The organism is bacterium (assembly GCA_035527515.1).
Taxonomy (GTDB): Bacteria; B130-G9; B130-G9; order B130-G9; family B130-G9; genus B130-G9.
Genome location: DATLAJ010000056.1, coordinates 1 through 24,063 on the forward strand (window position 1 = coordinate 1; position 24,063 = coordinate 24,063).

A 24,063-nucleotide genomic window follows, 5' to 3' on the forward strand; every position below is an offset into this window, starting at 1 on the left:
GCCACGCTTCCGTAGCACTAGCCGCCCGTATCGCCCCATGTAGTCGATTATGTCTCGCTTGACGTTCTGAGGCGTCTCGTATTTGCCGTAGCGCTCCAAGAACGCGATGATGTTCTCCGGCGTCAGGCCCGAAGCGGACGCGTTCCAGAGCGAGAGCGGTGAGATGCGGTAAGTGTGGATGTGCTCCGGGCTTTTCACCAGCTCGGCAAACAGTGCGAGATAATCCCGGGCCACATCGAAGCTCTGGTTCCGAACCTCAGCCAGAACCGACCTGTCGCTCTGAACGATCAGCGGCCTGTCATCGATTTCAACCATTACTGAAGCCCGCGGCGGCGGATCAAAGCAAGGCAACAGCCGAAAACAGCCAATCTCTGCTCCCTCTTCCTATCCACGAATAAATACGAACGAACACTGATAACATTACCCCTCGCTGCATTTTAGCGCAGACCCACACTTGCTGCATACTATACAGTAACTAAACCGGCCAAACCTGCAAATGTCCCTCAATGAGAATCATGCCTCGGTCGAATCAACCACCATCTCTCGAGGAGTTTTCGTAATCACTCGATGTGGGCGCTTTGATGCTCGCAGTCTGGGCTTGAATTAGGGGTCTTGGGCTACAAAACCTCAACAATCCTGAGAATCGGCGTCGATGGAATTCGACGGCATTGCCTGAATGCCCTGAAAGGGCATAATTTGAGTAGCCGCAGGTGTAACCTGCGGATCGAAATGGGCGACAACCGAGAAATCCCCTCGCCATCTGCCAATCGCTTTGCGATTGGCGGATGGCGAGGGTAGCTAGGAGCAGTGTCGTCGGCTAGATACCCCGCGTTTCACACGGGGCTACTCACGTGGCCCCCTTTCAGGGGACTCAAGCAATAGCCACGAGAACTCAATCCCACCTTTCCCATACCCTGAAGCCCGCCATATAGCCACATACCCGGTCAACCAGCACAGGGGAATACGAAAACTCCTGAGATATCACAGAGGAGGAGTTTCCCCTAGGGCAGCCATGTAAAGCGATGCTCGGACGTGCGCGCGACCTCACCAGGCGAAGCGTCTTCCAGCCATTGACCGCGGCTCACTCCTCCTGCATCAGCAGCATCAACGCGAGGGCGTTCTTGGCGGCCTGGCCGAGGTGGCAATTGTTAAAAAGAACAAATATCTTGCGGGCGTTTTTGGACATGTTCTTGAGGCGCTCGGCCCAGTCGTTGAGCTCCTCGTCGCTGTATGAATAATCGTATCGCAGTGCGGCTCCTTCCCACCAGTGCTCGGCGTTGCGCCCGTGGAGGCGCACGTAGCCGATGCTGTCGGAGGTGATGATGTCCTGCGGCGGCAGGAGACCTTTTAACCTCGGCTCATCGACGCAGCAATAGACCAGCTGCTCTTGCCGGAACAAGTCGTAGGTCTCGTCGCGCAGCCAGCTCGAGTGCCTGAACTCCACTACGAGCGGAACTGGCGGGAGCTTATCACGCATCGTTCTGATGTAGTCGATATTCGTGCGTGAGAATTGGAACGACCAGGGGAACTGCGATAGGAGGGCAGAGAGCTGGCCGGCGGCGAGCAGCGGCTTGATGCACTCGGCGTAGGTCCTGTAATCCTCGTCGGTGGCGGTGCGAGCGTGGGTCATATTCTCGTGCGTTTTGACGACGAACTCGAAGTCCGGGGCGACTTTCTTGAGCATCGCCTCGAACGACTTGGGGCCCGGGATGCGGTAGTATGTAGCGTTGATCTCCGCCACGCCGAAGCGCTGCGCATAGAATGCCAGCATGTCCCGATTGGAGATACTCTGCGGGTAGAAGCTCCCCTTCCAGTCCCGAAAGCTGTAGCCTGAGGTGCCGATGAGAAACTTCCGTTCGGACTTGCCCCTTGCTGCTTCCTTCAAGCCGAAATCTAAAGATCGCTGCGACATGTTAGTAGGTAATCACAGAGTGACTGTGTCTGAGGTCAAGCATTAGTCTGAGAGTAGCACCAATCTTGGGTCAATAGCATAAGGATTGTCAGCGGCTGCCTGGCCGACCCCCGTCCGTCTCGATCCATCCGCGGAGAGTTGTCCCCGCCCGCTTGGATGCAGCCGCGATCGAACAGGCAGGACGTGAACCGGTATCCCTGCCTCGGCGAACCGATGAGCCAGCGACCCCGCCTCCTTGATGCAGCAAACCGACGCGTCAAACTCGGCTGCCTGAGCAAAGGCAAGAGCTCGGCCAGCTTCGCCTCCACACCCCTCGCGAGAGCTGTGTGATCACCCGCATCACGCGGATGGGACGTGATGGCTTACTCGAAAAAGGCACATGATCCATAAGAGCTGATTCAACCACGAATGAACAAGAATGGACACGAAGATTGAGCTGCGATCAGAGATGATATGAACCACAGAGACACAAAGGCGCCAGGATGGTAAATGGGGCCCTATTCGTGCCCATTCGTGGTCTCCTCTTCTGACTAATCTACTTACTAGTGTCTTCGTGCCTTTGCGGTTAGGTTCTTACTTAGGCTTCAGCTTCTCCCCGACCTCCCAGGCCTTGCCGATGGGTTCGCCGACCGGGCGGTAGTTGCCATCAGGCACGGTGAGCACGAACGGCTTAGTCTTCGTGATGTCCAGCTTGCCATCGTTGAGATAGCACTCTTCCGAATATGCCTCCACGATCTCACCGAGGAAGAAGAAGACCTCGCTTAACTCAATTGTATCGACGAGCCTGCACTCCAAGGTGACAGGGCATTCCCGAATCATCGGCGCTGTCTTCAGCTCACCATAGAAGACGTTGAAGATGCTGGATTTGTCCACCTCGCCGCCTGAGTAAATGCCGCAGTAGTCCGCCCTGTCCATCAATTCGACGCCGGGGATGTTCACGCTGAACGCCTTGTTCGCGATTATGCCCTTCACCGTGTGGTGCGACTTGGTGATCGCAACGCCCACAATCGGCGGGTCGGGATTCACTCTTGTTGACCATCCGACGGCCATGAAGTTCGCCTTGCCCTCGACCAGCGAGCCGACGAGCACGACCGGCATCGGGTATCCCGTTACGCGCTTTGTTATCTTGATCTTGTCCATCGTTCCTCCTGAGATTAGTTGAACCACGAATTAACACGAATGGACACGAAAAGTGAGATACTATCAGAGATGATATGAATTAACAACAGAGACACAAAGGCGCCAGGATGGTAAATGGGACACTATTCGTCCCCATTCGTGGTTTCCTCTTCCGACTAATCTACTTACTTAGTGTCTTTGTGCCTTTGTGATCGATCCATCCGCGGAGAGATGTCCCCGCGCGCTTGGAGCGCTCCACAAGTTCCCTGTGCAGGATGCGGCCCGGCCCCGCCGGTACCTGCGTCAGGTTCTTCCAGAGGCAGGCGGCCAGCCATTCCTTGACAGGTGTCCTCTCATCGCCAAGATAGGCATAGACCCGGAGTATCTCGTTCTTGGGCTCGAAGCCCAGGTCAACGTGGCTCAGATCGAGCAATAGAAAGTGCATCGAAACACCCTGGAGCCATCTGTCCAGAGCGAGGACGTAGCCGAAGAGGAGCCTGACGAGGCGCTCCCTCTCCGTCCCCTTGGCGTGCGTTGCGGTCTCCGTCTGGCCCGCGCCGATGCTGCAAAGCCAGTTCTCAAGCCATCGGAAACACGAGTGATGGCAATCGGAGAGCCCGTGCAGCCCGTGGGAGAGCATCCCAAGCACTCTAAAAAGCTCCTTCTTCTCGGGGTCTTCTATCCCATTCCGGACTCCCACGTATTTCTCGTAATCCACGATCGGTGAGTAGAACTTCGGCAGGCCCGCCGCGGCCGCTATCTTCTCGTCAAGCGACTCGCCTCGTCCGCCGGGCTCGAAGCAGTCCCTGTAAGCCGCCTCGCGGTTCTCGGTCCGCTTCGTTAAGAAATCGAATGGCAGAAGGACGCGGCCCAGCATCAGCCGCTTGACGTCGGTTAGATTCTCGACTGGCCCAAGCCACTCGTAGGTCCGTTTGATGAATCTGTTGGCGAGCGGATGTCTCTTGACGAGAGCCTCCTCCGATTCGCCCGCGAGATACCCATTCAGCACATCCTCGATGACCTGCATCGCCGTGGCCTGATGCGGCTGCGTGGTCTTCTCCTCCCACCAAGCAGCCGGTATAAAGCAGCCGTTGTGGAACGAAGGCGCCCTCAGCTCGCCCCTGCCGATGGAGTCGAGCAGCTCGTCAACTGTAACTGGAAAGCCGTTGTCGCAGATGGCGAGGCTCGCAATGTGCGCACGGACCTTCCGCACCTCGTCGCTCAGCGGCCCCAGCGACTCCTGCATCTGGTTGATGTGCTTCACGTCGTCATCCCAATCCTTTTCCTCTAAGACGCCGGTCCATGACCAGAGCGACCACCTCCTGATCTCGTTGCCGTCCTCGTCCGCCTCGATAACGCACGGCCCTTGGATGTCCTCAGCACTCGCCCCCGCCTTCCGACCCGTGTAGATCGCCTCATAGCCGGGGGAGACGAGGTCGTAGGGCACGAGGCGAGGCCGCTCTTCATCTTTCATGATTTCACCTCGTCAGTAGCCCGCGGCGAGATCCACCGTGTTCAGAAATCTATCCTCTCCCCTCGCGAAACGGGAGATGTTCTCGATGACCTCGTCCCAGCGCTTCAGGTCGCGGAAAGGCGAGGCGGCGCGGTGGGGAGAGAGGACCACGTTGTCGAGCTCGTGGAACGGGCGGTTGTAGGGCGATGTGCGACCTCCCTCGTCGGCGATCGGTGTGTAGTTATACCAGACGTCGAGCGCGGCTCCTGCGATGACCTTGTCCTTCAGAGCATTGTAGAGGCTCTCCTCATCAACCAGAGCGCCTCGTCCGACGTTCAGGAATAGACCGTCAGGCCCCAGCAGCTCGAGCTCGCGCTTGCCGATGAGGCACTTGGTCTTCGGGGTCAGGGGCAAGGAAACGATCAGGATATCGATAGCCCTCAGGAACTCGTTGAGCTGAGCGGCGCTGTATTTGACAAGCGGCGTCGGCGGCGACTCAGCCAGCTTCGACCAGTCGTTCCGGATCGCGTGGAACTCGACGTCGAATCCGGATAGGAAACGATGGACCGTGGAGTTGACGGCGCCGTAACCGAGCAGGCCAACCCTTCTGTCACGCAACGGGATCGAGGCGGCGTCCTTGTCGCCCTTTCGCCAGTGGCCCTCAACCATCCAGTTGTGGTGAGGCACGACTTTGTTCATAAGCGCCAGAAGGAGCGCCACGGTGTGCTGGGCGGTGAAGTAGGAGTTGCCGTGTCCGTTGACAAGTATCACCTGCCTCGTCTTTGACTGTTCGCGGAAGAGATCAACTATATGCTGCACCCCGGCGCCGGGATTGATGAATAGCCTCAGCCGCTTAGCCGCATCCAGCAGTTCCTTCGTTGGCCGCCAGCCGATGATTACGTCCGCCTCGGGCGCAAGGCGGATCAGCGTCTCCTCCTCGACGTCTGGAGGGAAGACCAGCCTCACCTGCGGCAGGCGTCGCAGTCCCGCTTCGAGATAGTCCCGCAGCCTATCGGGCACCTGCCAGATGAAGAGAACCGTAGTTTGCCGCGCATCGCTCATCGGTGGGTCCCCGGTCGAAACCTGTTCTGCGATCATGATTATGAGGTTCAGCCCTTTCAGGGAATCGGACATTAGGTCCCGGCGAGTTCTCCCTCTTCAGCAACTACTGAGAGTTGAGCAGGTTCTTATGCTCCGCACGGCAGTCATAGAGCTATGCGCCGCAGTAAATCCCGCACGGCGCATCATATCGATATTCCATAGATTCCCTTTATCCTCTTCTCCCTATTCCGCCATCCACTTCTGCGCCTCGAGCAGTGCCTCCTTCGGTACCCGGTGAGCACCGTCGAACTCGTAGAACGTTACGTTGTAGCCGTGCTTTTCAAGGATGGACTTGGCCTTCAGGCCTTCCTCTGGTTTCACCACGTTGTCTTTGGAGCCGTGGGCGATGAAGATTCGGAGGGTCTTGGCCTCCTTCAGATCGAAACCTGACTTCTCCACCAGCCACTCTGTGCTCAGCCACCCGCCGAACGCGATGACTCCCGCGAACAGCTCGTGGTTCTTGATCCCGGCAGTGTAGGCGAGGCCAGAGCCCTGCGAGAACCCTAAGAGATACACGTCCCCTATCTTGTATTTCTCCCTCAAGCGCCTCACGAGCTTCACTGTATATTCCTCTGATTCGCGCCAGGACCTCTCGGATATGAGATTATCCCACGGGACGGGCGCCTCCCAGCTGTAGCCCTGCTCGTTGCCCCTCATATAAGGATACGGCGCCTGCGGGACGGCGTAGATGAACTGTGGATTGTCAAAGCGATTCCAGAGGCCGACAAAGCTCTCTGGATCGCTGCCGTAGCCATGCAGGCCGACCAGAAGTGGATATGTCCGTTTTGGGTCATAGCCCTCGGGGAACATAAGCCGGCATTTGAACTCGGCCGAGGCGCTGATATAGATGGCCTCGCCTTTACCCTCTTCCTTGTGCTTGGCCTTCTCCTCCAGGCTTGCGATCATCGCCTTGAACTGCTCGTTTTCCTTCACCTTCTCGAAGTCGGGGTCGTTCTTCATCCATCCGACGTCGGTGAAGCCAGCGTTATAGGCCCGCTCGAGGGACTTCGCAGCGAGCTCGGACTTGCCAAGCAGGCCGTAACAGCAGGCGAGGTTGTAGATGTTCCCGCCGTCGGTGACGTTGCGCCTCAGAAGCTTGAGGTAGAGGACCGCAGCCTCCTCATACTTCTTTGCGTCGTAGGCCTCCCGCGCCTGCTTTTCGAGCTCCTTGAGGTCGAAATCGAGGAAATCGCCCCCCGATTTGGCACAGGGGTCCATCTTCCCTTGTTTGCACTTCCTATCGCCCTTCTCTTTGTCTCGGCAATCGCCCCCGCATGGCTTTGCCTTGACGCCCTTCTTCCCGCATATCTTCTCGACCTCATCACGGTCGGTGTAGATGTTCTGCTCATGGATGATCGCGCACGAAATGCAGAAGAGAATCGTGCACGCAATTGCCAATAGCCTCGTAGTCTTGCTCATAGTGCCTCCTTTACCTGACGAATCTCATTGAAAAGGGATAGCGGTATTTTTCTCCTCTGTGTGCCTTTATGGTCGCGGTGATCACGCAGACAATGCCGAACACGCCGACGAGGAGCATAAGGATTTTGCTTATTATAACTATCTTCAGTATAGCCAGGAACCCGGCCAGAATGAGATAAATGGTCAGAGATATCTGAAAGTTGAGCGATTCCTTGCCCTGATCGTCCACGAAATCTGACTCATCCTTCTTCACCATCCAAAGCACCAGCGGCACAATGATATTGCCGGCTGGGATGATGAGCGCTGGCAGCGTCCCGATGTGGCACAACATAGCCCAGCCTCTCGCCTGGTCCTCGGTCATCCGGACCGAGGCTTCCTCCTTTTGCACGGGTTTTTTTTCGGACAGGTCTTCGGCCTGTTCCGGCGAGACCTCTCCTCGAGGCTTATCGGCAGTTTCAGTCATTTTGTTCTCTCTCATACACTATGGTCGATAGCTACTGGCGCTGCGTCCACGAGATCACCACATAGTAAGCTAGGCAGATTGGCTTGCTCTGTCAACATCCTTCCCGCCAGCATCGAGAGACCCGCCTCGCGCATCGTCTATCCTCTCGCCACATAGGGCCCTTACCGATAGTGCTTGAGTAGTAGTTATTTATTGCATCTACGACACAGCCCGGCTTGGCTCTCGCGCCCACGTAGGAAAGTGTCCGCCGATTACGGTTGCACCCCTGCGACGTGGACAGTATGTTTATACATTGTTAATGTGTCTGTTTATTGCAGTGTAGGAGCTGTTTAGTCAGGTAGCCACGATGGCGCCCGGGGTCTGAGCACGTGAAAGTAACCCTTATTTCACCTTATCTTGACACGATTGCGCAGGGGCTGCGCTGCCTCTCCTCGTTCATTAAGAGCAAGGGTTACGAGTGCGAGATGATTTTCTTGCCTGATTACAGTGCCCTTCTGAGCTACGATCCCCAGTTTGGCCGCCCCTACGAGCAGAGCCTGATGGATGACGTGGTTCAGACATGCTCGGACTCGGATGTTGTCGGTATCTGCGTGATGAGCAATTTCTTCGACCGGGCAGTCCAGCTGAGCGAGAACCTGAGAAAGCATCTCGCTGCCCCTGTGATTTGGGGCGGCATACATCCCACGGTATCACCGGAGGAATCGCTCAATCACTGTGACATAGCGTGCGTCGGTGAGGGCGAGTATCCGATGCTCAACTTGCTGCGTGCAATGGAGCAGAAGAGGGATTACCGCGACATCAAGAACCTCTGGTTCAAAACCAATGGTGTCGTGCAGAAAAACCAGCTCGAGCCGCTCATCTTCGACCTCGATTCCCTCCCCTTTCAGGACTACGACCATGAGAGTCATTACACCGCGGCAAAGGATGGCAAGGCCCTGGTCAGAATGACTTACGAGATACAGAAGGACCAGATTGTCAACGGCCTGCGCATCTGCGGCGGACTATGCGTCTATCAGACGATAACGACGCGAGGTTGCCCTCACGCGTGTGCGTATTGCTGCCATTCCGCGCTGCGAAAGCTCTTCCCAAACCAGAAGATACTTCGCCGCCGCGGCACGGAGAACGTAATTTTAGAACTCCAGCAGGTGAAGGAGCGCATGCCTTACGTTGAGCTCGTCCTCTTTGCCGACGAATCAATGCCCGCGATGCCAGAAAAGCGTCTGAAGCACTTTTGCGAAGAGTATAAGAAAACAATCGGCCTACCGTTTTTTGTCCAAGTCTCACCTCCGTTTATGACGGAAGCGAAGATAGATTATCTCGTCGATGCGGGCATGCGCTGCGCGCAGATGGGCATTCAGACGGGTAGCGAGGAGGTCAACCGAGTCTATTACAATCGCCACATATCTAATGATGAAGTTCGCAGAGGCGCCGAGCTGCTTAACAAGCACAAGGACAGCATCTGTCCGCCCGTCTATGACATCATACTGGATAATCCATACGAGACGCGCGAGGACGTGCTCAAGACAGTCCGGCTGCTGATGGAATTGCCCAGACCTTATGTTGTCCAGTTCTTCTCGCTGACGTTCTATCCCGGGACCGAGATTTACGAAAGAGCCAAGGCGGACGGTATAATCAAGGATGTGCGTAACACGGTCTATCGCAAGCACTATCACGCGTTCGAGAAGTCCTTCCTGAATTTCCTGGTGATGGGCGCCCACTATGGCTTCCCAAAGCCGCTCATGAAGTTCTTATCCAGCAGATTAGTCGCTCAAATCCTCGACCAAAAATACCTCCGCTGGTTCTGGCGCCTCGTCCACAAGTCTCTCAAAAGCCTGAAGCGCCTCCTCAGACGCTAGTAGATTGAGGATACTACTCTGCGAAGCGGCGCTTCGCTGCGTAGCACGAGTTGCGGATTGACTGCCAACTGCCGACTGCCAACGGATTGGGGATTATTTGCGGGGCCGGGCTGTCTTGATAGAGCTGACGACCATCGACAAGAGCTCGTTTGCCTCTTCCTTGAGGGCAGTGACTCGCTTCTCATCTATCAGACCAACCTCGACGACAAGCTCCATCGGTATCGCGAAGGTGTGTTATGTTGGCAGAAGGCGCGGATTAGCCATATTATGCGGATCAGCCTAATCAATTGTCATGTGTTACTTTCAGGCCAATCTTCGCCGCGCGCTTCCCGGAGAGCAGCATGGCTCCGAAGGTAGGTCCCATGCGTGGGAGTCCATACAACGTGCTGACGGCCATGCCTGCAACGATAAGCCCCGGATGGGCGTGGCCTGTGTGCTTCACGACAAGGTCCTCGGAACGTTCCACCCACATTGCGCCATACCCCGCGGTTTCTATCAGACGCCTCAGCTCCAGTTTCTTCACTACACAGGCATCGTGGCCGGTGACGTCGATCACAACTTTGGTCTGAAGCGACACTGGATCGACACAGGTGATATGCCGAGGCAGGGCTTGAACAGGCGTCCAATTGATGACCACTCCGGCCACACGGTTTTCCTCGCGCAGAACGACATCCTCGAAGACGGTCATGTTGGCAAACTTCACCCCGGCGTCGCATGTGGCAGCGATAAGCTTCGAACAGGCGTGCGGACCGTCTGCCACGAAGAGGTCCGGGCCTGCCTCAACGTAGGGAACGCCGAGCTCGTCCAAGACCTCCTGCCCCGGTCGCCTGACCGTCAGCTTGTTCATTAGGTAGCCGCCGATCCAGAATCCTCCCCCCAGGTAGTTGTTTCGCTAGATGATAAGGGTCTTTGCGCCATGCTGTGCCAGCATTCAGCCGGCCATCAGGCCCGCCGGGCCGGCGCCGACTATGATGCAATCGGTCTCCAGGTATTCCTCAAACTGGCGAGCAAACGCCGAGACGATCGCTCGGGTCACCTCTTTCTCGCCGCCAGCGCCAAATATCTTCTGCTTCACAGTTCGCTTCCTCCTATGATGTTCACGTTATGCTGAATTCCGGGCAATGCGTCGTCCCACGCACCCGCTCCTTCAGTTCGTCCACATCAGCGCCCCGCCGGGCAAAGTAATCGGTGATGTATTCGTCGAGAATTGGCCGCTTGGCACGCATGAAATCCATGATGCTCTCCTCCTTCAGGGGGAGGCCAACCTTCACCACCTCGCGCACTATCGTGATGACGTCCCCGAACAGGCAGATAGGCTGCGTCCCGAAGTCCCGGTCTGCGATGCGGTGCCCCATCGAGAGACCAGCCTCGCGCAGCGTCTCACGAGCTTTTTCTCGAGTGCCGAAGTGATAGACGGGATTCGAGTATGTCAGGCCGTAGTCCTCGTGAAGCCGTTTGTATTCGGCCAGCGTAACCGGCATCTGGTCTGGCATCCAGGCGGTCGTCTCGGATGCCCCGTCAGATACGTATGGGATTCCATGTTCGAGGTTGTAGATCACTGACTGAGCGTGCATCGCCATCTTGCAGCCCACACACACTATGAACAGCGCTTTGTATTTCCTGAAGTCCGAGACGAAGCTGTCGAGAACGATCTTCTTGAAAAGGCCTTTTACGTCTGCCCTGAACTGAGTGAAAACACTCCTGCCGAGGTGCTTTTCGAGCTGCGGGATACGCACGCTCGACCGGCCCACGAACCAATGTCCGTAGCCCCGGTTGTAAGTGAGCAAATGAACCCTGTCGTATTGCTCCGCAAGCGTCAGAGCAGTTACCGTGGAGTCCAGCCCGCCCGAATACATCAGCGAGACAGCACGCTTCCTCGCACTCCGCTTCCGTTCATTCTTCTTCGCGACTTCCACTTCATCACCACAGAGACACAGAGACACAGAGAGCTCCCTACCGATAGTGCTTGAGTAGCTTGGTCAGAACGTCCGCAAATAGCTCGCATTCGGCGGGCGTGTTATAGACATAGACCGAGGCGCGGACCGAGTGCGGCAGGTCGCAGGCGTTATACCACGAGTGGACGCAGAGGTAGCCGGCTCGAACCATGATGTTGTTGGCCTGATCGAGTATTCGAGCGACTTCCAGCGCCTTCATACCATCGACAGAGATGTTGAGAATCCCGCCTCGCAGCTCCGGATCATTCGGGCCGATTATGCTGAGGCCGTCGATATCCTTGAGCATGTCAGTCATGATGCGATTGAGCATTACTTCGTGCTCGTGAACTGCCTCAGGCCCGAGACTCATCAGGTATTCCGCCGCAACGCCAGCGCCGATGGCCCCAGCATAATTCTGAAGTCCCGCCTCGAATCGGTCGGGCAGGCCGGCGGGGATGTAGCTGTCATAGAAGGTATTCAGCACAGTTTCACCACCGACAATGAACGGCTCCATTTTGTTAAGCACTTCCTCCTTTGCCCAGAGCACGCCAACGCCTGTCGGGCCCATCATCTTATGCACGGAAAAGGCGAGGATATCGATGCCCAGTTCCTGAACATCAACCTTGCTATGGGCAACCGATTGCGCCCCATCGACCATCACCAGGGCGCCATGCCGGTGGGCGATTTCAGCGATCTCCTTGACCGGCACCGACACCCCCGTGAGGTTCGAGGTTTGCACCACGCTCACGAGCTTGACCTCGCCCGATATCGCCTCCTCAAAGGCGCTTCTGTCGAACGTGAGGTCATCGGCCAGATGCACTATTCTGTGTTCGACTCCTTTTCGCCGCTTGAGCACCTGCCACGGGAGAAGGTTAGAATTGTGCTCCACGTTGGTTGTAACCACAACATCGCCTTCCGAAAAGGGCAGGGAATGGGAAACGAGATTGATGCCCTCGCTCGTGTTCTTGACGAAGATCAACTCCCTGGCCTGCGGAGCGTTGATCAGCTTGGCAAGCCGGTGTCTTGCGCGGTCATATTCCTCGGTGGTGCGCCGCCCGAAGTAGTATGTAGTTCTGCCATGACATCCGGGATACGAGTAATAGTAATCATTCATCGCATCTACGACACAGCTCGGCTTGAGCGACATACAAGCGTTGTCCAGATAGACAATCGGTTTCCCTTTGACCTTAACATGAAGCGCCGGGAATTCCTTTCGTATTCTTTTCACATCCAAACTCATGTTCCTTATCCCGCTAGTTTGAGAAATGCTCTGGCAATGAAGCTCACCAAACCCACCATTGCGACTATCACGATCAGATTGAAGTACTTGAAAACAAGCCCCGAAAACGCTGGAGAAAACCTGAACAGCCTGCCTGAGACCATGCACTTGAGCTCTGGCCGCCAAATGTAGGAATCGTTTAGCAGCTCCCTAAATACCGCGGGCATTGAGCAGCAGAGGCCCGACCAAAGCGCCCGGCGATAGTGTCGAGCCGTTCTGGAGAACAAGCCTGCCGCGGAAAGCACGAATAGACCGACTAGCCCGTAAAACAGCAAGAACAGACAGAAAAGTAAGAGCACGGGGAGCGATGTTATGGGTTTTCTCCTCTCGTTTGTCAGCCAGATGTACGGGAGCAGAGCGAAGAACCGCAAGACTCGCCAGTAAAGCGGAAACCAGCGGAAGCTGCGCACGAAGGTCAGGTAGGTTAGCGACGCAAGTCCGCCTCCACCAAAGAGAACTGCGATCAAGCCGAATTTGAGCCACCCCGCCTTCAGCTCTTCCTTCGCCTTTGCGCTGCCGCAACACGCCATCTTCTATTGCAACCTCGCTCTTTCTAACATGGCCGAGCCGCGCCGGTTACCCCCAGCCATTGATTACCCCAACAATCGCGCCTATCAAAAGGGCGACAAATCCGAACAAAACTCCCAGGACGATCAGATTGAAATACTTGAAAACGATGCCGGAGAAAGCAGGTGAAAACCTGAATAGCTTGCCAGAGACGACGCACTTCAGGTCCGGGCGCCAGAAATAAGAGTCGTTGAGCAGCTCGTGAAACATTCGTGGGACAGAGACCGAGAGCACTGTCCATAGGGTCTCGGCCCAGAATCGAAACCGTCTTGAGAACAGGCCGAGCGACCCAAGCAGCAACAGGGCTATGCCGCCGAATACCACTGAAAGGGTTACAAACAAGAGCAACCCGAGCATAGAGCTCATACCTCTGCCGCTCAGTCCACAGCACGCCATCGAGTGCAATCGCCTCCTTTCAATCGTTGGGTTAATTCGTCCACGTCCAAGCCCTTCTCGCCGAGCTTCTCTCTCATGTAGGACTCAGCAATCCTTTTCTTCTCGTCGATAAATCGCAGAACATCGTCCTGGGCATATTTCGGGTGTATCTTGAAGAATGTCGAGAAGAAGTAGATCAAGTTGCCGGGCACGCAAAGCGGCTGCGTTCCTGGGTTCCTACCCGCGATGCTCAGGCCAACCTTCTTGATTCCTTTCTGGGCAAGTATCCGGACCTCCTCATCCCGGCTGCCAACCCTGTAAACCGGCGTGGAGAAATCGATCCCAAACTCTCCGTAGTAGTCCTTGATGGCCTTCAGACTCATCTCCATCTGCTCTACGTAGTAGTTGGTCTGTGTGGATGACCCGTCCGAGGAATGCCGAATCTCGTGCTCCAGACAATACATTATCGTGTAGGTGTGCATCGCCAGCTTACAGGCCATGCACCAGATGAACTTGGATTTGTAGGTTCGGTAGTCCTTTGTCAGCGTGTCGATCAGGAGTCGATCGAACAGGTCCGAACAGCTCTGAATGACGTGAACATAACGATCTACCCCTAGTATCCGGTCGAAGTTAGGCCTCTGCTTCTTGGACCAACGCACGAAACAGTGGCCATAGCCATTGCAGAACGTCAAAAGGTGCAACCTCTCATACACTTCCGAAAGCAGCACAACAGTCGTGGTGGAATCAAGCCCTCCAGAGAACATGACCGTGCTCTCGCCCTGTCTTATCACTGTCCTTCTTACGAACTCCCTGCAAATAGAATCTCGCCCGGCCTCATTCCCCAAAATACCGAGCGCTACTGCTTCTGAAAGCACGCTCACACATCTTCACCGCGTGAGAGGTCCTCGAGCGATATATCGCGCAGACTGGCATTGACTGCGGCGGCGATGCGAGACCAGACGCCGCGTGTGGGGCAGCCAGTTGACCTGTCACAAACTGAGGGATCGTCAACACACTCAACGAGACAGAGACTGCCCTCAAGAGCTGTGATTATCTCGTCGGTCCGGATCTCATCTGCCGGTCTTGCCAAGACGTATCCTCCACCCTGCCCCTTGACGCTTCGCAATAGGTTGGCCTCTCTCAGCCGCATCAAAATCCTGTCCAGATATTTTTTTGAGACGTTCTCGTTCTCGGCGATCACCTCGCTCGAGAGCACTTGTGTCCCATTACGGGCGATGAAAATCATTGCTCTTAGCCCATATCTTGAGCGTGTTGATAGTTTCACATTTCACCTCTGCGTATAATATACCATATCAGTAGATTAAATGTCAACAACAAACAACCCGATAATCACATTGAGGGACTGCCGGGCTCGACGAGGGTCCCTCTGGCGTGCGTACGGCTTGGCTCTCCTGCCCGCATAGGAACGCGTCCACAGACAGCCGTCGGCCAAAGCCTATGGCGTCGGACGATTACGCAGATTTCACAGATTAAAATAGTGCATCCTCCATCCGAACAGGCTGGCCACGAAAAACACGAAGGGACACCAAGTCTCTACCACAGGTTCGTTGTCGCGGGCGCGTGAGAGTATTTTTGATAGTCGGTGCGCGACGGGGTAGATTAGGTGTGTATTCAGAGCAACCGAAAGCAGAAGTTAAGAGGAGGAAGATGGTATGCGAAGCGGCGCTGGTGTTTTCTTGGCTTGTGTTTTGACGATGTGCCTAGCTGTCGGAGCGCCGGCGGTGCGCGGGGCGGCCGTTGCGCCGGGAGCCGGCACGGCTGTCGGGCAAGTGGCGCTTTCGGGCCTCGAGGTTAAACTCCCCGCCCCTAAGGTTAAAGGGTCTGTCAGCGTTGAAGATGCGATCAAAGGAAGAAGGACGGTGCGGAGCTTCTCGAGTGCGCCGATGACGCTTGATGCGCTGTCGCAGATTCTCTGGTCCGCACAGGGAATCACGGACGTTAAGGGGTTCAAGCGAGCGGCGCCCTCCGCCGGGGCTACGTTCCCAATTGAGGTCTATTTCGCGTGCGGCGAAAAGTCCGTGAAGGGTCTCAGGGCAGGATTATGGCGTTACGTGCCAGCAGGGCATAGTATAACAAGAGTTGCGCCGCAGGACGCGCGCGCATCGCTCGCGAGGCATTCGCTCGGCCAGATGTGGGCAGCTGAGGCGCCCGTGACAGTGGCGATTGTCTGCGACTACTCGCGGACAACGGGCAGATATGGCAAACGTGGTGTCAGGTATGTTCATTTCGAGGCAGGGAGCGTCGCAGAGAACATCTTTCTTGAGTCTCAGGCGCTAGGCCTCTCGGTGGGGATAATCGGGGCTTTCGATGACAAAGCGATTTCGGCCGACCTGAAGCTCCCGAAGAACCTTGAGCTGCTCCTCTTAATGCCAGTGGGATACAAGAGGAGCGATTAGCCGTTGAGCGTCCTCGTCCAGAAATACGGCGGCCAGTGCGTCGCAACCCCCGCTCTGATTAAGCAGGTTGCCCGCAAGGTCATCGAGGCGCGGCGCGCGGGCTATTCCGTGCTAGTGGTAATGTCGGCAATGGGCAACTCCACCAACGACCTCATCTCGTTTGCACACGAGGTCAGCACAAAACCTTCCCCAAGGGAGCTTGACATGCTCATTACTGTTGGCGAGCGGATATCTATCTCGCTCCTGTCGATGGCGATCTCTGACCTTGGGTTCGATTCGATCTCGTTCACAGGCTCGCAGTCTGGGATCATCACGACCGGTCAGCACAATCGAGCGAGAATTGTTGACGTTCGGCCCGGAAGGATTGTTGACTCGCTAAAGCAAGGTAAGATCGTCATCGTGGCCGGTTTTCAGGGGGTCTCTCAGCAAAAGGAGATAACCACGCTGGGCCGTGGCGGCTCCGATTTGACGGCGGTCGTCTTGGCAAAGGCCCTCGCAGCCCAAAGGTGCGAGCTCAGGAAAGGCGTGCCGGGGGTAATGAGCGCCGATCCCAACGTCGTCCCGGACGCAAGATTGCTTGACGTGCTGAGTGCGGAGAAGCTCCTCGAGCTTTCTTGCGCCGGCGCCTCGGTCGTGCATCGGCGTGCAGCGCAGTTTGTGTGTCGCGAAAGGCTCCCTGTCCTGATATGCTCAGGGATAAGTGAAGGACGTGGAACGAGGATTGTGAGTGAGAATAAGATGAAAAAACGAGCAGATAGCGCGGCTGCGTCGGGCGAGTGTCCCGAGGCCACAAGCCTCGATTCGGTGGTCTCGTGCGGCCCCGTTTGCAGCATTAGTGTGGATTTCATTGGCGACGGTGCCCTTGAAATCGCCTCGTTGTTTGAGGAGCTTTCAAAACGTGATGTCATGTTGGACATGGTGTCGGATAGCTCATCGGGTCGTAAGCATTGTCTGAGGTTCGTCGTCTCAGAGGAAGACCTTCTCGCCCTCGAGGGCGCCCTCAAGCAAGATGAGTTCACAAACGCTCTCAAGTGGGATGTGGTTTGCGACCTGGCGGAGGTTAGCGTTGTCGGGAGCGGTTTCCTGTCCGAGGCGGCCATACTTGGAAGCATTCATCGCGCGCTAGCACAGGCCGGCGTTGTTGCTATTCGGACAACTGTCTCTGCGCTGCGCGTCTCGCTCCTGATCGCAAGGGACAAAGAAAAGGTCGCGGTTGGTGCGATTCACGAGCTGATACAACAGGGATAGGAGAGAGACTATGTTTGACACACAGGCGATGAGGAAGGCGCTTTCAGAAGTCAGAGCAATAGAGGGCCAGGTGCCACAGAATGCAGTCCTGAAGAGTATCGTTGAGAGCAAAGAGGAAGTGCTGTTGCATTACGGACCAGTATTTCGCCCAGAGAATATCGGGTCGCTAGAGAGGGAGACTTTCCTGGAGTTCCTGACATTTCGAGGTAACAGACATTGGAGCGGACTTCAGCGCATGCAGAAGTTCCTTTGCAAGGATATGGACCGGCTGCGCAAAGGTCTCGCGACCCTACTTGATGAGACGAGGCCCTTGAAGGACCGCCTCGATGAATTGCTGCCGTCTAACAAGCCGCCGTATGTGAAAGGTTTGGGGAAGGCCATTCTCACAGCCATTCTGTTGGTCGCTTATCCTGACAAATATGGCGTTTTCAATGGTACCTCTCAAGGCGCCATGCAGCGACTTCAGATATGGCCGGATTTCGAGCGAGGCGCTTCGTTCTCGAGCAAATATATGGTTCTGAACCCGATGATGCAACGTATAGCACGAGAACTCAACGTTGACCTGTGGACCCTTGATGCCCTGTGGTGGGGTGTGCTTTTGCCTAGCATCCGGGATGAACATGACGTTGGAGACCGGATATCTCCCGCAAGTGACCAGGGCCAGGCTTTTGGTATGGAAGCACATTTACATGAATTCCTGAGGGACAATTGGGACAACATTGCGTTGGGTAAAGAATGGCAGCTGTACGAGGAAGATGGCGACCTGGCTGGTTTCGAGTACAGCTGTGAAATAGGTTACATTGATCTTCTGGCAAAGCGCAGGTCTGGAAATGGATGGCTGGTCATCGAACTCAAACGAGCACAGACGTCGGACGCTACTGTTGGACAGATTCTACGGTATATGGGTTGGGTGAAAGAGAGAATGGCCGGCCCTGGCGAGAAAGTAGAGGGGCTCATCATTGCCCACGAATTTGACAAGAAGCTGCACTACGCGTTGAAATCCACCCAGGATATCCAGCTTATGCGATATGAAGTGCATTTCAAGCTATCACCGGTCGGCAGCTAGCCCTTTCACCTCGATTCCTGCCTTTTGTGCGTTGGAGCTGTCGAACCCGTGAGGACAGAGTCCAGAAGTCTTTGATTAGCCTTTAATCGCCGTGCGATTGGCGGCTGGCCGAGAGGTTGCCTCGCAACATATAGGCGCAAGACTCAAAAACCGCGGAGGGATGCGGGGATTCGCAGCGGCTGTCGTCAAGCTCTCCAAAACGAAAACGGCGCCCTGAAGCGCTCCAAGATAGAATGGGGAAACTCCTCTATTGTATAGAGCACAGCATCTTTGCTAAAGTCATCTTTCGCTATCGAGAAGTAGGTTGGGCTGAGTCATCTTGGACGGCAAGGCCGGCGCATTCTGTTGATGACCATGCCCGGGTCGAGTTTGAGTTTGTGATAATTTGGCGTTGGCGATTATTACCCTAGCATATTTCGTTGACAAGCTATTATTGCCGAATATAATTCGGGCGGTATTACATCATTGAATCTATTATCAGTAGCTGAGTGGTCATAAGGAGGCCAAACAATGAAGTTTAGAAAGCTGTTTATTCCGGGGCCGACAGAGGTTCGAAAGGACGTTCTGGAGCGTATGGCTTGGCCCATGATCGGCCATCGCGGAGCTGATTTTGCGGAGTTTTTCACCAGCCTCACGGAGAAATTGAGGCGGCTTCTCAACGCGAAGGACCACGTTTTTGTGTCCACGTCCGCCTCGACAGGCGTCATGGAAGGGGCGATCCTCAACTGCGTCGAGAAGCGGTGTTTGAACGTTACTTGCGGTGCATTCGGGGAGCGTTGGCACGAGATAACTAAGGCCTGTGGGCACGAGGCGGACATCCTTCCGTCGGAGGGGTGGGGCAAGGCCAATCGGGTCGAGAAGGTTGACAAAGCATTGGCCTCAGGCAAATACGATGCCGTAACGATGCAGGTGAACGAGACGAGCACCGGCATCATGAATGACTACCGCGCCTTTGCGGAGATGATGAAGAAGTATCCGGACGTGATGTTCTTGGTCGATGCCGTAAGCGCGATGGCGGCTGTTGACATAAACGTGGACGAGCTCGGGATGGACGTCTGCCTTGCTGGCGTGCAGAAGGCGTTTGCGGTGCCGCCCGGCATCACGGTCTTCTCTGTTTCAGAGAAGGCGATGGAGAAGTCCAAGAGGGCTGCGCGTAAGGGCTATTACTTTGATTTCGAGGTCTTCAAGAAGTATCTTGACAAGGGCCAAACGCCAACAACGCCAGCGATAAGCCAGCTTTATGCTCTCGACTACAAGATGGACCAGATATTCGAGGAGGGCCTCGAGAACAGATACCAGCGCCACGTCAAGATGGCGGAATACGCGAGGGCATGGGCCAAAGACCGCTTCGACACGTTCGCCGAGGAAGGCTACGAGTCGGTAACGCTGACGATTGTCAGGAACTCTCGGGCGATCGCTGTTGCTGATCTTGCGAAGTTCCTCGAGGAGAAGTATGCGCTGCAAATGGCGAACGGATATGGCAAGTTGAAGGAGAAGACGTTCAGGATCGGCCACATGGGGGACCTGACGCTCGACGAGGTCAAGGAGCTTTTGAGCAGGATCGACGAGTATCTGGGGATAAAGGCGGGCTGACGCCCAAGATGCGTTGAACGAACACTATTTGAGATAGCAGGAGGAGAGGGAATGACGCGTGTCCTGATTTGCGACCCTGTGGCAGAAGAGGCAGTAGAGAAGATGCGGCAAGGCGGCCTGACAGTTGATGTCAAGACCGGCATGGCGCCAGAGGAGCTCGTTGCGACAGTAGGCGCCTATGACGCCATGGTCGTTCGCAGTGCCACAAAAGTTACTAAAGCAGTCATCGATGCGGGCAAGAGACTGAAGATCATCGCTCGCGGCGGTGTGGGACTTGACAACATTGACCTCGAGGCCGCCAATGCGGCGGGCAAGAAGGTGATCAACACTCCGGCCGCGAGCTCCGTCTCTGTGGCCGAGTTGGCGATGGCGCACATGCTCGCCATCTCGAGGTTCATCCCACAGGCGAACGCATCGATGACGGCGGACCGTTGGGATAAGAAGAAGTTCGAGGGCGTGGAGCTCTACAGAAAAACGCTCGGTGTGCTTGGAATCGGCAAAATTGGACAGGAAGTAGCGAAACGTGGCCTTGCGTTCGAGATGACAGTGATCGCCTACGACCCATTTGTAACGCAGGAGATGTTGGGCGACCTTCAGGTCAGAATGGTTAGCATGGACGAGCTGCTCGCCAAGTCCGACTACATCACACTGCACATGCCCCACAGCAAGGCAACGCACTACCTGTTAGCCGAGCAAGAGTTCGCAAAAATGAAGGATGGTGTGCGCATCGTCAACTGCGCCCGGGGCGGCGTCCTGAAAGAGTCCGCGCTGCTTGCTGCCCTCAAGAGCGGAAAGGTCGCGTTTGCGGCCCTGGATGTCTTCGAGAGCGAACCTGTCAAGGGCAACGAGTTTACTTCACTGCCAAACGTTTCGCTAACGCCGCACATAGGCGCCTCGACTGTGGATGGTCAGTTCCGAGTGGGGATGGAGGTTGCCGAGAGGCTGCTGGAGTTGCTGGCCTAAGCCGACGAACAGAACCGTTCTGGGTATTCAGCAGTGCCCTGAAGGGGCACAACGTGGGTAGCCGTAGGTGCGCAACCTACGGAACAGATACGTGTAGAGTTCTGCGTTCGACGCTCGTTTGAGGGCAGTTCGACAGCCAGCGGCATTTAGGAGACTCTTGACCTGAAGAAGCGAATCCCCTGGGACCAGTATTTCATGCGAATAGCCCGCCTCATGGCAGAGCGCTCAACCTGCCTGCGGAGGCACGTCGGCGCGGTCATCGTCCGCGACAAGCGCATTCTTGCGACAGGCTACAACGGCGCACCATCAGGCCTGAAGCACTGCGAAGAGGTTGGCTGCCTCCGCGAGAAGCTGAAGGTCCCGTCCGGCACGATGCACGAGCTGTGTAGGGGCCTTCACGCAGAGCAGAACGCCATCATTCAGGCCGCGATGTTTGGTGTATCCATCAAGGGCGCGGCTCTCTACTGCACCAACGCTCCTTGCGTGATCTGCGCCAAGATGTTAATAAATGCTGGCATGAACAAGCGTATATGCTATCAGGATGGCTATCCTGACAAGCTGGCGCTCGAGATGCTCCAGGAAGCAGGTGTGGAGCTCGTCCACATCCCTTACAACGAGGCAGAAGATGGTGAGAGCGATAAGAACAAGGATGAATAGCCCGCATCAGAAGAGGCGAGGCGACTCCGCGTGCGCTCTCGTGATGTTGCTCGCGGCCGCGCTGCTCACAATATCTTGCGCCTCGACCCAGGAGGTGGTGCTCGGCGACGACGAGATGTTTCACCTTGCGAGCAGGAAGCTTGAGATGAGCGAGCAGGCGGGTCTCATTTGGGGCATCACTCACTCGAAGGAGCAGAGTCAGGCGTTGGAACTGTTCAACGAGTTGCTCGATAGGTACCCTGAAAGCCCGCACGCTAAGAAAGCCCAGATGCTGCTGGCCGACACGCTGTTTGCAGACAAGAAACACGAGGAGGCCGAGGCGGAGTACACGTCGTTTCTTCGCTTCTACCCATCGGACGTGGAGGCCCAGAAGGCTCAGTTTCGGCTGCTGTTGACGTTCGAGCGCCGGACCAGAACCTATGATCGAGACCAGTCGTTCACGCACAAGACGCTCGAGTTCTGCCGGCAATACCGGCGGAATTATCCGGGCGGGCAGTTCACGCAACATGTCGCGGTTATAGAACGTGAGGCGAGAGCGATGCTCGGCATGCACGAGTTCTACGTTGGACGCCTTTACTTCCGAAGACACAAATATGCTGCTGCCACATCACGGCTCGAAGGCGTCCTCAGAGATTACTCGGATACCGAGGCGGCCCCCAGGGCGCTGTTGTATCTCGCGAAGACCGACCTTAAGCTGAAGAGGCGCGACGAGGCCAGACAGAAGCTCCGGAAACTGATTGACAATTACCCCGGCTCTCAGTGTATCAACAGGGCCAGGAGGCTTTCGAAAGCTCTCGCGCCATAGAGCCCCGCGGGGGCCAAGCGGGCTCTACGGCAGGCGACCATTACCGTCAATTGGCGTGGGTAATTCTTTCAACCACCTCCACCAAGCCCGGCCTTGAAGCTATATCAACACGACCGAACCTGCAAAGGCATCGATGCGTTGGGCGCGATTCTAGATTGTAGGTGAACTCTCGCAATGATCTCGGCCGCGTTTTAACGCGGCCATATAGATGGCTCTAATTATGCTAACACCCGAATTCATTCGGGTGACTTGAGAAGGCGAGTCGCCTCCTCCTCTTCCCTCCCAGAATGCCCGTTTGAAGGGAAGAGATGAGGAGAGCGCCGGCGTGCCGCAGGCCCCCCGAATGAATTCGGGGGTTAGGATTATAGTAGCCCTTCTGGACCGCCTCGACTGAAGTCGGGCGATGAGTCAATGTGCAAGTCACGCGTTCGCAAGCCACGACCTGGGAGGCATTTATGCCCACCCCATGACATAAACGCAACATCACCCACAATCTGAGGTCAGACCCGATGCATTAGAGCATCTTTCGACACTGCCCGCCGCCTCATCCCCCCGCCTCACCCGAACTGGTGCGCACCCGATTGCCTCAATTTCCGCTTGATACCTGTCTGCAAAGTCTGTATTCTTCTCGCAATAGGTGCGGCAGCATCAGTTTTCAGCGCATTTGCCTACGGGGTGAGGTTATGGAGAGGCGTGCCGTTTGCGACCATTGCGGCGCTAGTTTTAGCGTGCTTGGGGATGCGGACCTGATTGAGTGCCCCAAGTGCGGATGGATTGTCAACGTTCAGGCCCATCAAGAGCGAACAAGCTCAACCAAGAGTTCCCGTGAAATATCCGGGCCTGCGCTGACACCGGAATCATACTATCCGAGCCCTCCTCAACACGGGTATGAACCGGGCTCTGGTGTGGTTGTGTTCGGATGGATACTCTTTAGTCTTGTGATCATTCTTCCTTTTATCGGCGGGGAGGCTGGACGTGGCCTCTCTGGCTTCGGGGTGCTGGTCTCCATTGCGTTGGTCGCCATTGATGCCTCGCATATCCGGGTTAAGGAGCTGTCATACTCCACACTGAATCTTAGCGCAACGGAGCGTTATGGGGCGGTTCTTTGGGCGATCCTGTGCTGGCTCCTGTGGATAGTGGCATTTCCTTTATATCTTGCGAAAAGGCAGAAATTGGCTAAAGCGGCCCACGAGACAATTGAGAAAGGGCTCTACATTCCTGTGCAGGACCGCAAGGCGTTTCGAAAACGCATGAGGAATGCAAGGGTAAGAAGTGTGCTGGTTGTATTCCTTGTAGGCATCGGTGTGATGACAGTTGCGCTATTAGCGTTAATTGCGTTTGTGGGCCCATGGCCAGGATCGAGGACCGGAGGAGAGCTGGGAATGGTGTACGGGCTTGAGGGCATTGACCACTACAATAAAGGCGTGGAATACCTCAGCGACGGAAAGCTCGACGCGGCGGAAAGCGAGTTCAAGCAGGCAATCGAGCAGAACCCGAATCTCGCGGAGGCGCACCTCAATCTCGGTCTGATTGCTTTAGAGAACGGATGGCTTGATGGCGCCGAGAGAAGCACGAGAAGGTGTATCGATATCCTCGAGCGCACTCGAACAACGGCCATGGATGGAACGACCTGGAGAGAGGCCTTGTCCATAGCATATAACAACATGGGTGCAATAGAGATGGCTAGGGCGGCCAATGCGGATCAGTCGCATGGTTATGGGGCTGGCCGGGGCCATTGGGAGAGAGGTATGAGTTATTTCAGAAAGGCTATTGCGCTGGATCCATCAAGTTCAAAGGCCCAGGGCAATATAGAACGCTTCAAAGGCGCTTACTGAC

22 protein-coding genes and 1 pseudogene are annotated in these 24,063 nt (G+C 55.8%); 9 read left to right on the forward strand and 14 right to left on the reverse strand.

Annotated features, from left to right (window positions below):
• The 7 genes from VM163_03750 to VM163_03780 form a co-directional block, all read right to left on the reverse strand.
• On the reverse strand, positions 1 to 315 hold a 315-nt coding region (locus tag VM163_03750; GenBank protein HUT02985.1), incomplete at its 3' end, for a helicase-associated domain-containing protein.
• 766 nt (positions 316 to 1,081) lie between these two features.
• A complete protein-coding gene (locus tag VM163_03755) occupies positions 1,082 to 1,885 on the reverse strand; it encodes a DUF72 domain-containing protein (protein HUT02986.1) in 804 nt (267 codons plus the stop codon).
• 600 nt (positions 1,886 to 2,485) lie between these two features.
• Positions 2,486 to 3,052: a flavin reductase family protein gene (locus VM163_03760; GenBank protein ID HUT02987.1), complete on the reverse strand. Its 567-nt coding sequence runs from the start codon at positions 3,050 to 3,052 to the stop codon at positions 2,486 to 2,488.
• A 160-nt stretch (positions 3,053 to 3,212) separates the two neighbouring features.
• Positions 3,213 to 4,505 carry a hypothetical protein gene (locus VM163_03765; protein ID HUT02988.1) on the reverse strand — a complete coding sequence of 431 codons (1,293 nt, stop codon included), beginning with the start codon at positions 4,503 to 4,505 and terminating at the stop codon, positions 3,213 to 3,215.
• Positions 4,506 to 4,517: 12 nt separating this feature from the next.
• Positions 4,518 to 5,618: an NAD(P)-dependent oxidoreductase gene (locus VM163_03770; GenBank protein ID HUT02989.1), complete on the reverse strand. Its 1,101-nt coding sequence runs from the start codon at positions 5,616 to 5,618 to the stop codon at positions 4,518 to 4,520.
• 150 nt (positions 5,619 to 5,768) lie between these two features.
• Complete coding sequence (locus VM163_03775) at positions 5,769 to 7,004, reverse strand: hypothetical protein (protein ID HUT02990.1); 1,236 nt, start codon at positions 7,002 to 7,004, stop codon at positions 5,769 to 5,771.
• A 10-nt stretch (positions 7,005 to 7,014) separates the two neighbouring features.
• Positions 7,015 to 7,467, reverse strand: a complete 453-nt coding sequence (locus VM163_03780) for a DUF4870 domain-containing protein (protein HUT02991.1) — start codon at positions 7,465 to 7,467, stop codon at positions 7,015 to 7,017.
• 368 nt (positions 7,468 to 7,835) lie between these two features.
• Here VM163_03780 and VM163_03785 point away from each other — a divergent pair, with 368 nt between their 5' ends.
• On the forward strand, positions 7,836 to 9,323 hold the full coding sequence (locus tag VM163_03785) for a radical SAM protein (protein HUT02992.1): 1,488 nt from the start codon (positions 7,836 to 7,838) through the stop codon (positions 9,321 to 9,323).
• Positions 9,324 to 9,606: 283 nt separating this feature from the next.
• Here VM163_03785 and VM163_03790 read toward each other — a convergent pair.
• The 7 genes and pseudogenes from VM163_03790 to VM163_03820 all read right to left on the reverse strand — a co-directional run bounded on the left by VM163_03790 (position 9,607) and on the right by VM163_03820 (position 14,763).
• Positions 9,607 to 10,386: pseudogene (locus VM163_03790) on the reverse strand (sulfide-dependent adenosine diphosphate thiazole synthase).
• A gap of 34 nt (positions 10,387 to 10,420) precedes the next feature.
• Positions 10,421 to 11,239, reverse strand: a complete 819-nt coding sequence (locus VM163_03795) for a hypothetical protein (GenBank protein ID HUT02993.1) — start codon at positions 11,237 to 11,239, stop codon at positions 10,421 to 10,423.
• 37 nt (positions 11,240 to 11,276) lie between these two features.
• On the reverse strand, positions 11,277 to 12,485 hold the full coding sequence (locus VM163_03800) for a cysteine desulfurase (protein ID HUT02994.1): 1,209 nt from the start codon (positions 12,483 to 12,485) through the stop codon (positions 11,277 to 11,279).
• Positions 12,486 to 12,502: 17 nt separating this feature from the next.
• The gene (locus VM163_03805) at positions 12,503 to 13,066 is read right to left on the reverse strand and encodes a hypothetical protein (protein ID HUT02995.1); all 564 of its coding nucleotides are present in this window, start codon (positions 13,064 to 13,066) and stop codon (positions 12,503 to 12,505) included.
• A gap of 46 nt (positions 13,067 to 13,112) precedes the next feature.
• Positions 13,113 to 13,469: a hypothetical protein gene (locus VM163_03810; GenBank protein ID HUT02996.1), complete on the reverse strand. Its 357-nt coding sequence runs from the start codon at positions 13,467 to 13,469 to the stop codon at positions 13,113 to 13,115.
• An 11-nt stretch (positions 13,470 to 13,480) separates the two neighbouring features.
• Complete coding sequence (locus VM163_03815) at positions 13,481 to 14,359, reverse strand: hypothetical protein (GenBank protein ID HUT02997.1); 879 nt, start codon at positions 14,357 to 14,359, stop codon at positions 13,481 to 13,483.
• Positions 14,356 to 14,763, reverse strand: a complete 408-nt coding sequence (locus tag VM163_03820; protein ID HUT02998.1) for an Rrf2 family transcriptional regulator — start codon at positions 14,761 to 14,763, stop codon at positions 14,356 to 14,358. Before VM163_03820 ends, VM163_03815 begins: the two co-directional genes overlap by 4 nt.
• A 388-nt stretch (positions 14,764 to 15,151) precedes the next feature.
• Between VM163_03820 and VM163_03825 the strand changes: the two genes are divergently transcribed.
• The 8 genes from VM163_03825 (at position 15,152) to VM163_03860 (ending at position 24,062) form a co-directional block, all read left to right on the forward strand.
• Positions 15,152 to 15,895, forward strand: coding sequence for a SagB/ThcOx family dehydrogenase (locus VM163_03825; GenBank protein HUT02999.1), 744 nt, complete (start codon positions 15,152 to 15,154; stop codon positions 15,893 to 15,895).
• A gap of 3 nt (positions 15,896 to 15,898) precedes the next feature.
• A complete protein-coding gene (locus tag VM163_03830) occupies positions 15,899 to 17,143 on the forward strand; it encodes an aspartate kinase (protein ID HUT03000.1) in 1,245 nt (414 codons plus the stop codon).
• Between the two features lie 10 nt (positions 17,144 to 17,153).
• On the forward strand, positions 17,154 to 18,209 hold the full coding sequence (locus tag VM163_03835) for an endonuclease NucS domain-containing protein (protein HUT03001.1): 1,056 nt from the start codon (positions 17,154 to 17,156) through the stop codon (positions 18,207 to 18,209).
• A gap of 510 nt (positions 18,210 to 18,719) precedes the next feature.
• The gene (locus tag VM163_03840; GenBank protein HUT03002.1) at positions 18,720 to 19,802 is read left to right on the forward strand and encodes an alanine--glyoxylate aminotransferase family protein; all 1,083 of its coding nucleotides are present in this window, start codon (positions 18,720 to 18,722) and stop codon (positions 19,800 to 19,802) included.
• A 51-nt stretch (positions 19,803 to 19,853) separates the two neighbouring features.
• The gene (locus VM163_03845; GenBank protein ID HUT03003.1) at positions 19,854 to 20,765 is read left to right on the forward strand and encodes a hydroxyacid dehydrogenase; all 912 of its coding nucleotides are present in this window, start codon (positions 19,854 to 19,856) and stop codon (positions 20,763 to 20,765) included.
• A gap of 162 nt (positions 20,766 to 20,927) precedes the next feature.
• The gene (locus VM163_03850) at positions 20,928 to 21,422 is read left to right on the forward strand and encodes a cytidine/deoxycytidylate deaminase family protein (protein ID HUT03004.1); all 495 of its coding nucleotides are present in this window, start codon (positions 20,928 to 20,930) and stop codon (positions 21,420 to 21,422) included.
• Entirely contained in the window at positions 21,391 to 22,227 is an 837-nt protein-coding gene (gene bamD, locus VM163_03855; protein ID HUT03005.1) for an outer membrane protein assembly factor BamD, read from the forward strand. Before VM163_03850 ends, bamD begins: the two co-directional genes overlap by 32 nt.
• 683 nt (positions 22,228 to 22,910) lie before the next feature.
• The gene (locus VM163_03860; protein ID HUT03006.1) at positions 22,911 to 24,062 is read left to right on the forward strand and encodes a tetratricopeptide repeat protein; all 1,152 of its coding nucleotides are present in this window, start codon (positions 22,911 to 22,913) and stop codon (positions 24,060 to 24,062) included.
• Position 24,063 lies beyond the last annotated feature (1 nt).

Excerpts from the sequence above, each read along its gene's own strand:
- VM163_03760 (HUT02987.1), bottom strand. The coding sequence starts at position 3,052 with ATGGACAAGATCAAGATAACAAAGCGCGTAACGGGATACCCGATGCCG.
- VM163_03765 (HUT02988.1), bottom strand. The coding sequence starts at position 4,505 with ATGAAAGATGAAGAGCGGCCTCGCCTCGTGCCCTACGACCTCGTCTCC.
- VM163_03770 (HUT02989.1), bottom strand. The coding sequence starts at position 5,618 with ATGTCCGATTCCCTGAAAGGGCTGAACCTCATAATCATGATCGCAGAA.
- VM163_03775 (HUT02990.1), bottom strand. The coding sequence starts at position 7,004 with ATGAGCAAGACTACGAGGCTATTGGCAATTGCGTGCACGATTCTCTTC.
- VM163_03780 (HUT02991.1), bottom strand. The coding sequence starts at position 7,467 with ATGACTGAAACTGCCGATAAGCCTCGAGGAGAGGTCTCGCCGGAACAG.
- VM163_03805 (HUT02995.1), bottom strand. The coding sequence starts at position 13,066 with ATGGCGTGTTGCGGCAGCGCAAAGGCGAAGGAAGAGCTGAAGGCGGGG.
- VM163_03810 (HUT02996.1), bottom strand. The coding sequence starts at position 13,469 with ATGAGCTCTATGCTCGGGTTGCTCTTGTTTGTAACCCTTTCAGTGGTA.
- VM163_03825 (HUT02999.1), top strand. The coding sequence starts at position 15,152 with ATGCGAAGCGGCGCTGGTGTTTTCTTGGCTTGTGTTTTGACGATGTGC.
- VM163_03835 (HUT03001.1), top strand. The coding sequence starts at position 17,154 with ATGTTTGACACACAGGCGATGAGGAAGGCGCTTTCAGAAGTCAGAGCA.
- VM163_03840 (HUT03002.1), top strand. The coding sequence starts at position 18,720 with ATGAAGTTTAGAAAGCTGTTTATTCCGGGGCCGACAGAGGTTCGAAAG.
- VM163_03845 (HUT03003.1), top strand. The coding sequence starts at position 19,854 with ATGACGCGTGTCCTGATTTGCGACCCTGTGGCAGAAGAGGCAGTAGAG.
- bamD (HUT03005.1), top strand. The coding sequence starts at position 21,391 with ATGGTGAGAGCGATAAGAACAAGGATGAATAGCCCGCATCAGAAGAGG.
- VM163_03860 (HUT03006.1), top strand. The coding sequence starts at position 22,911 with ATGGAGAGGCGTGCCGTTTGCGACCATTGCGGCGCTAGTTTTAGCGTG.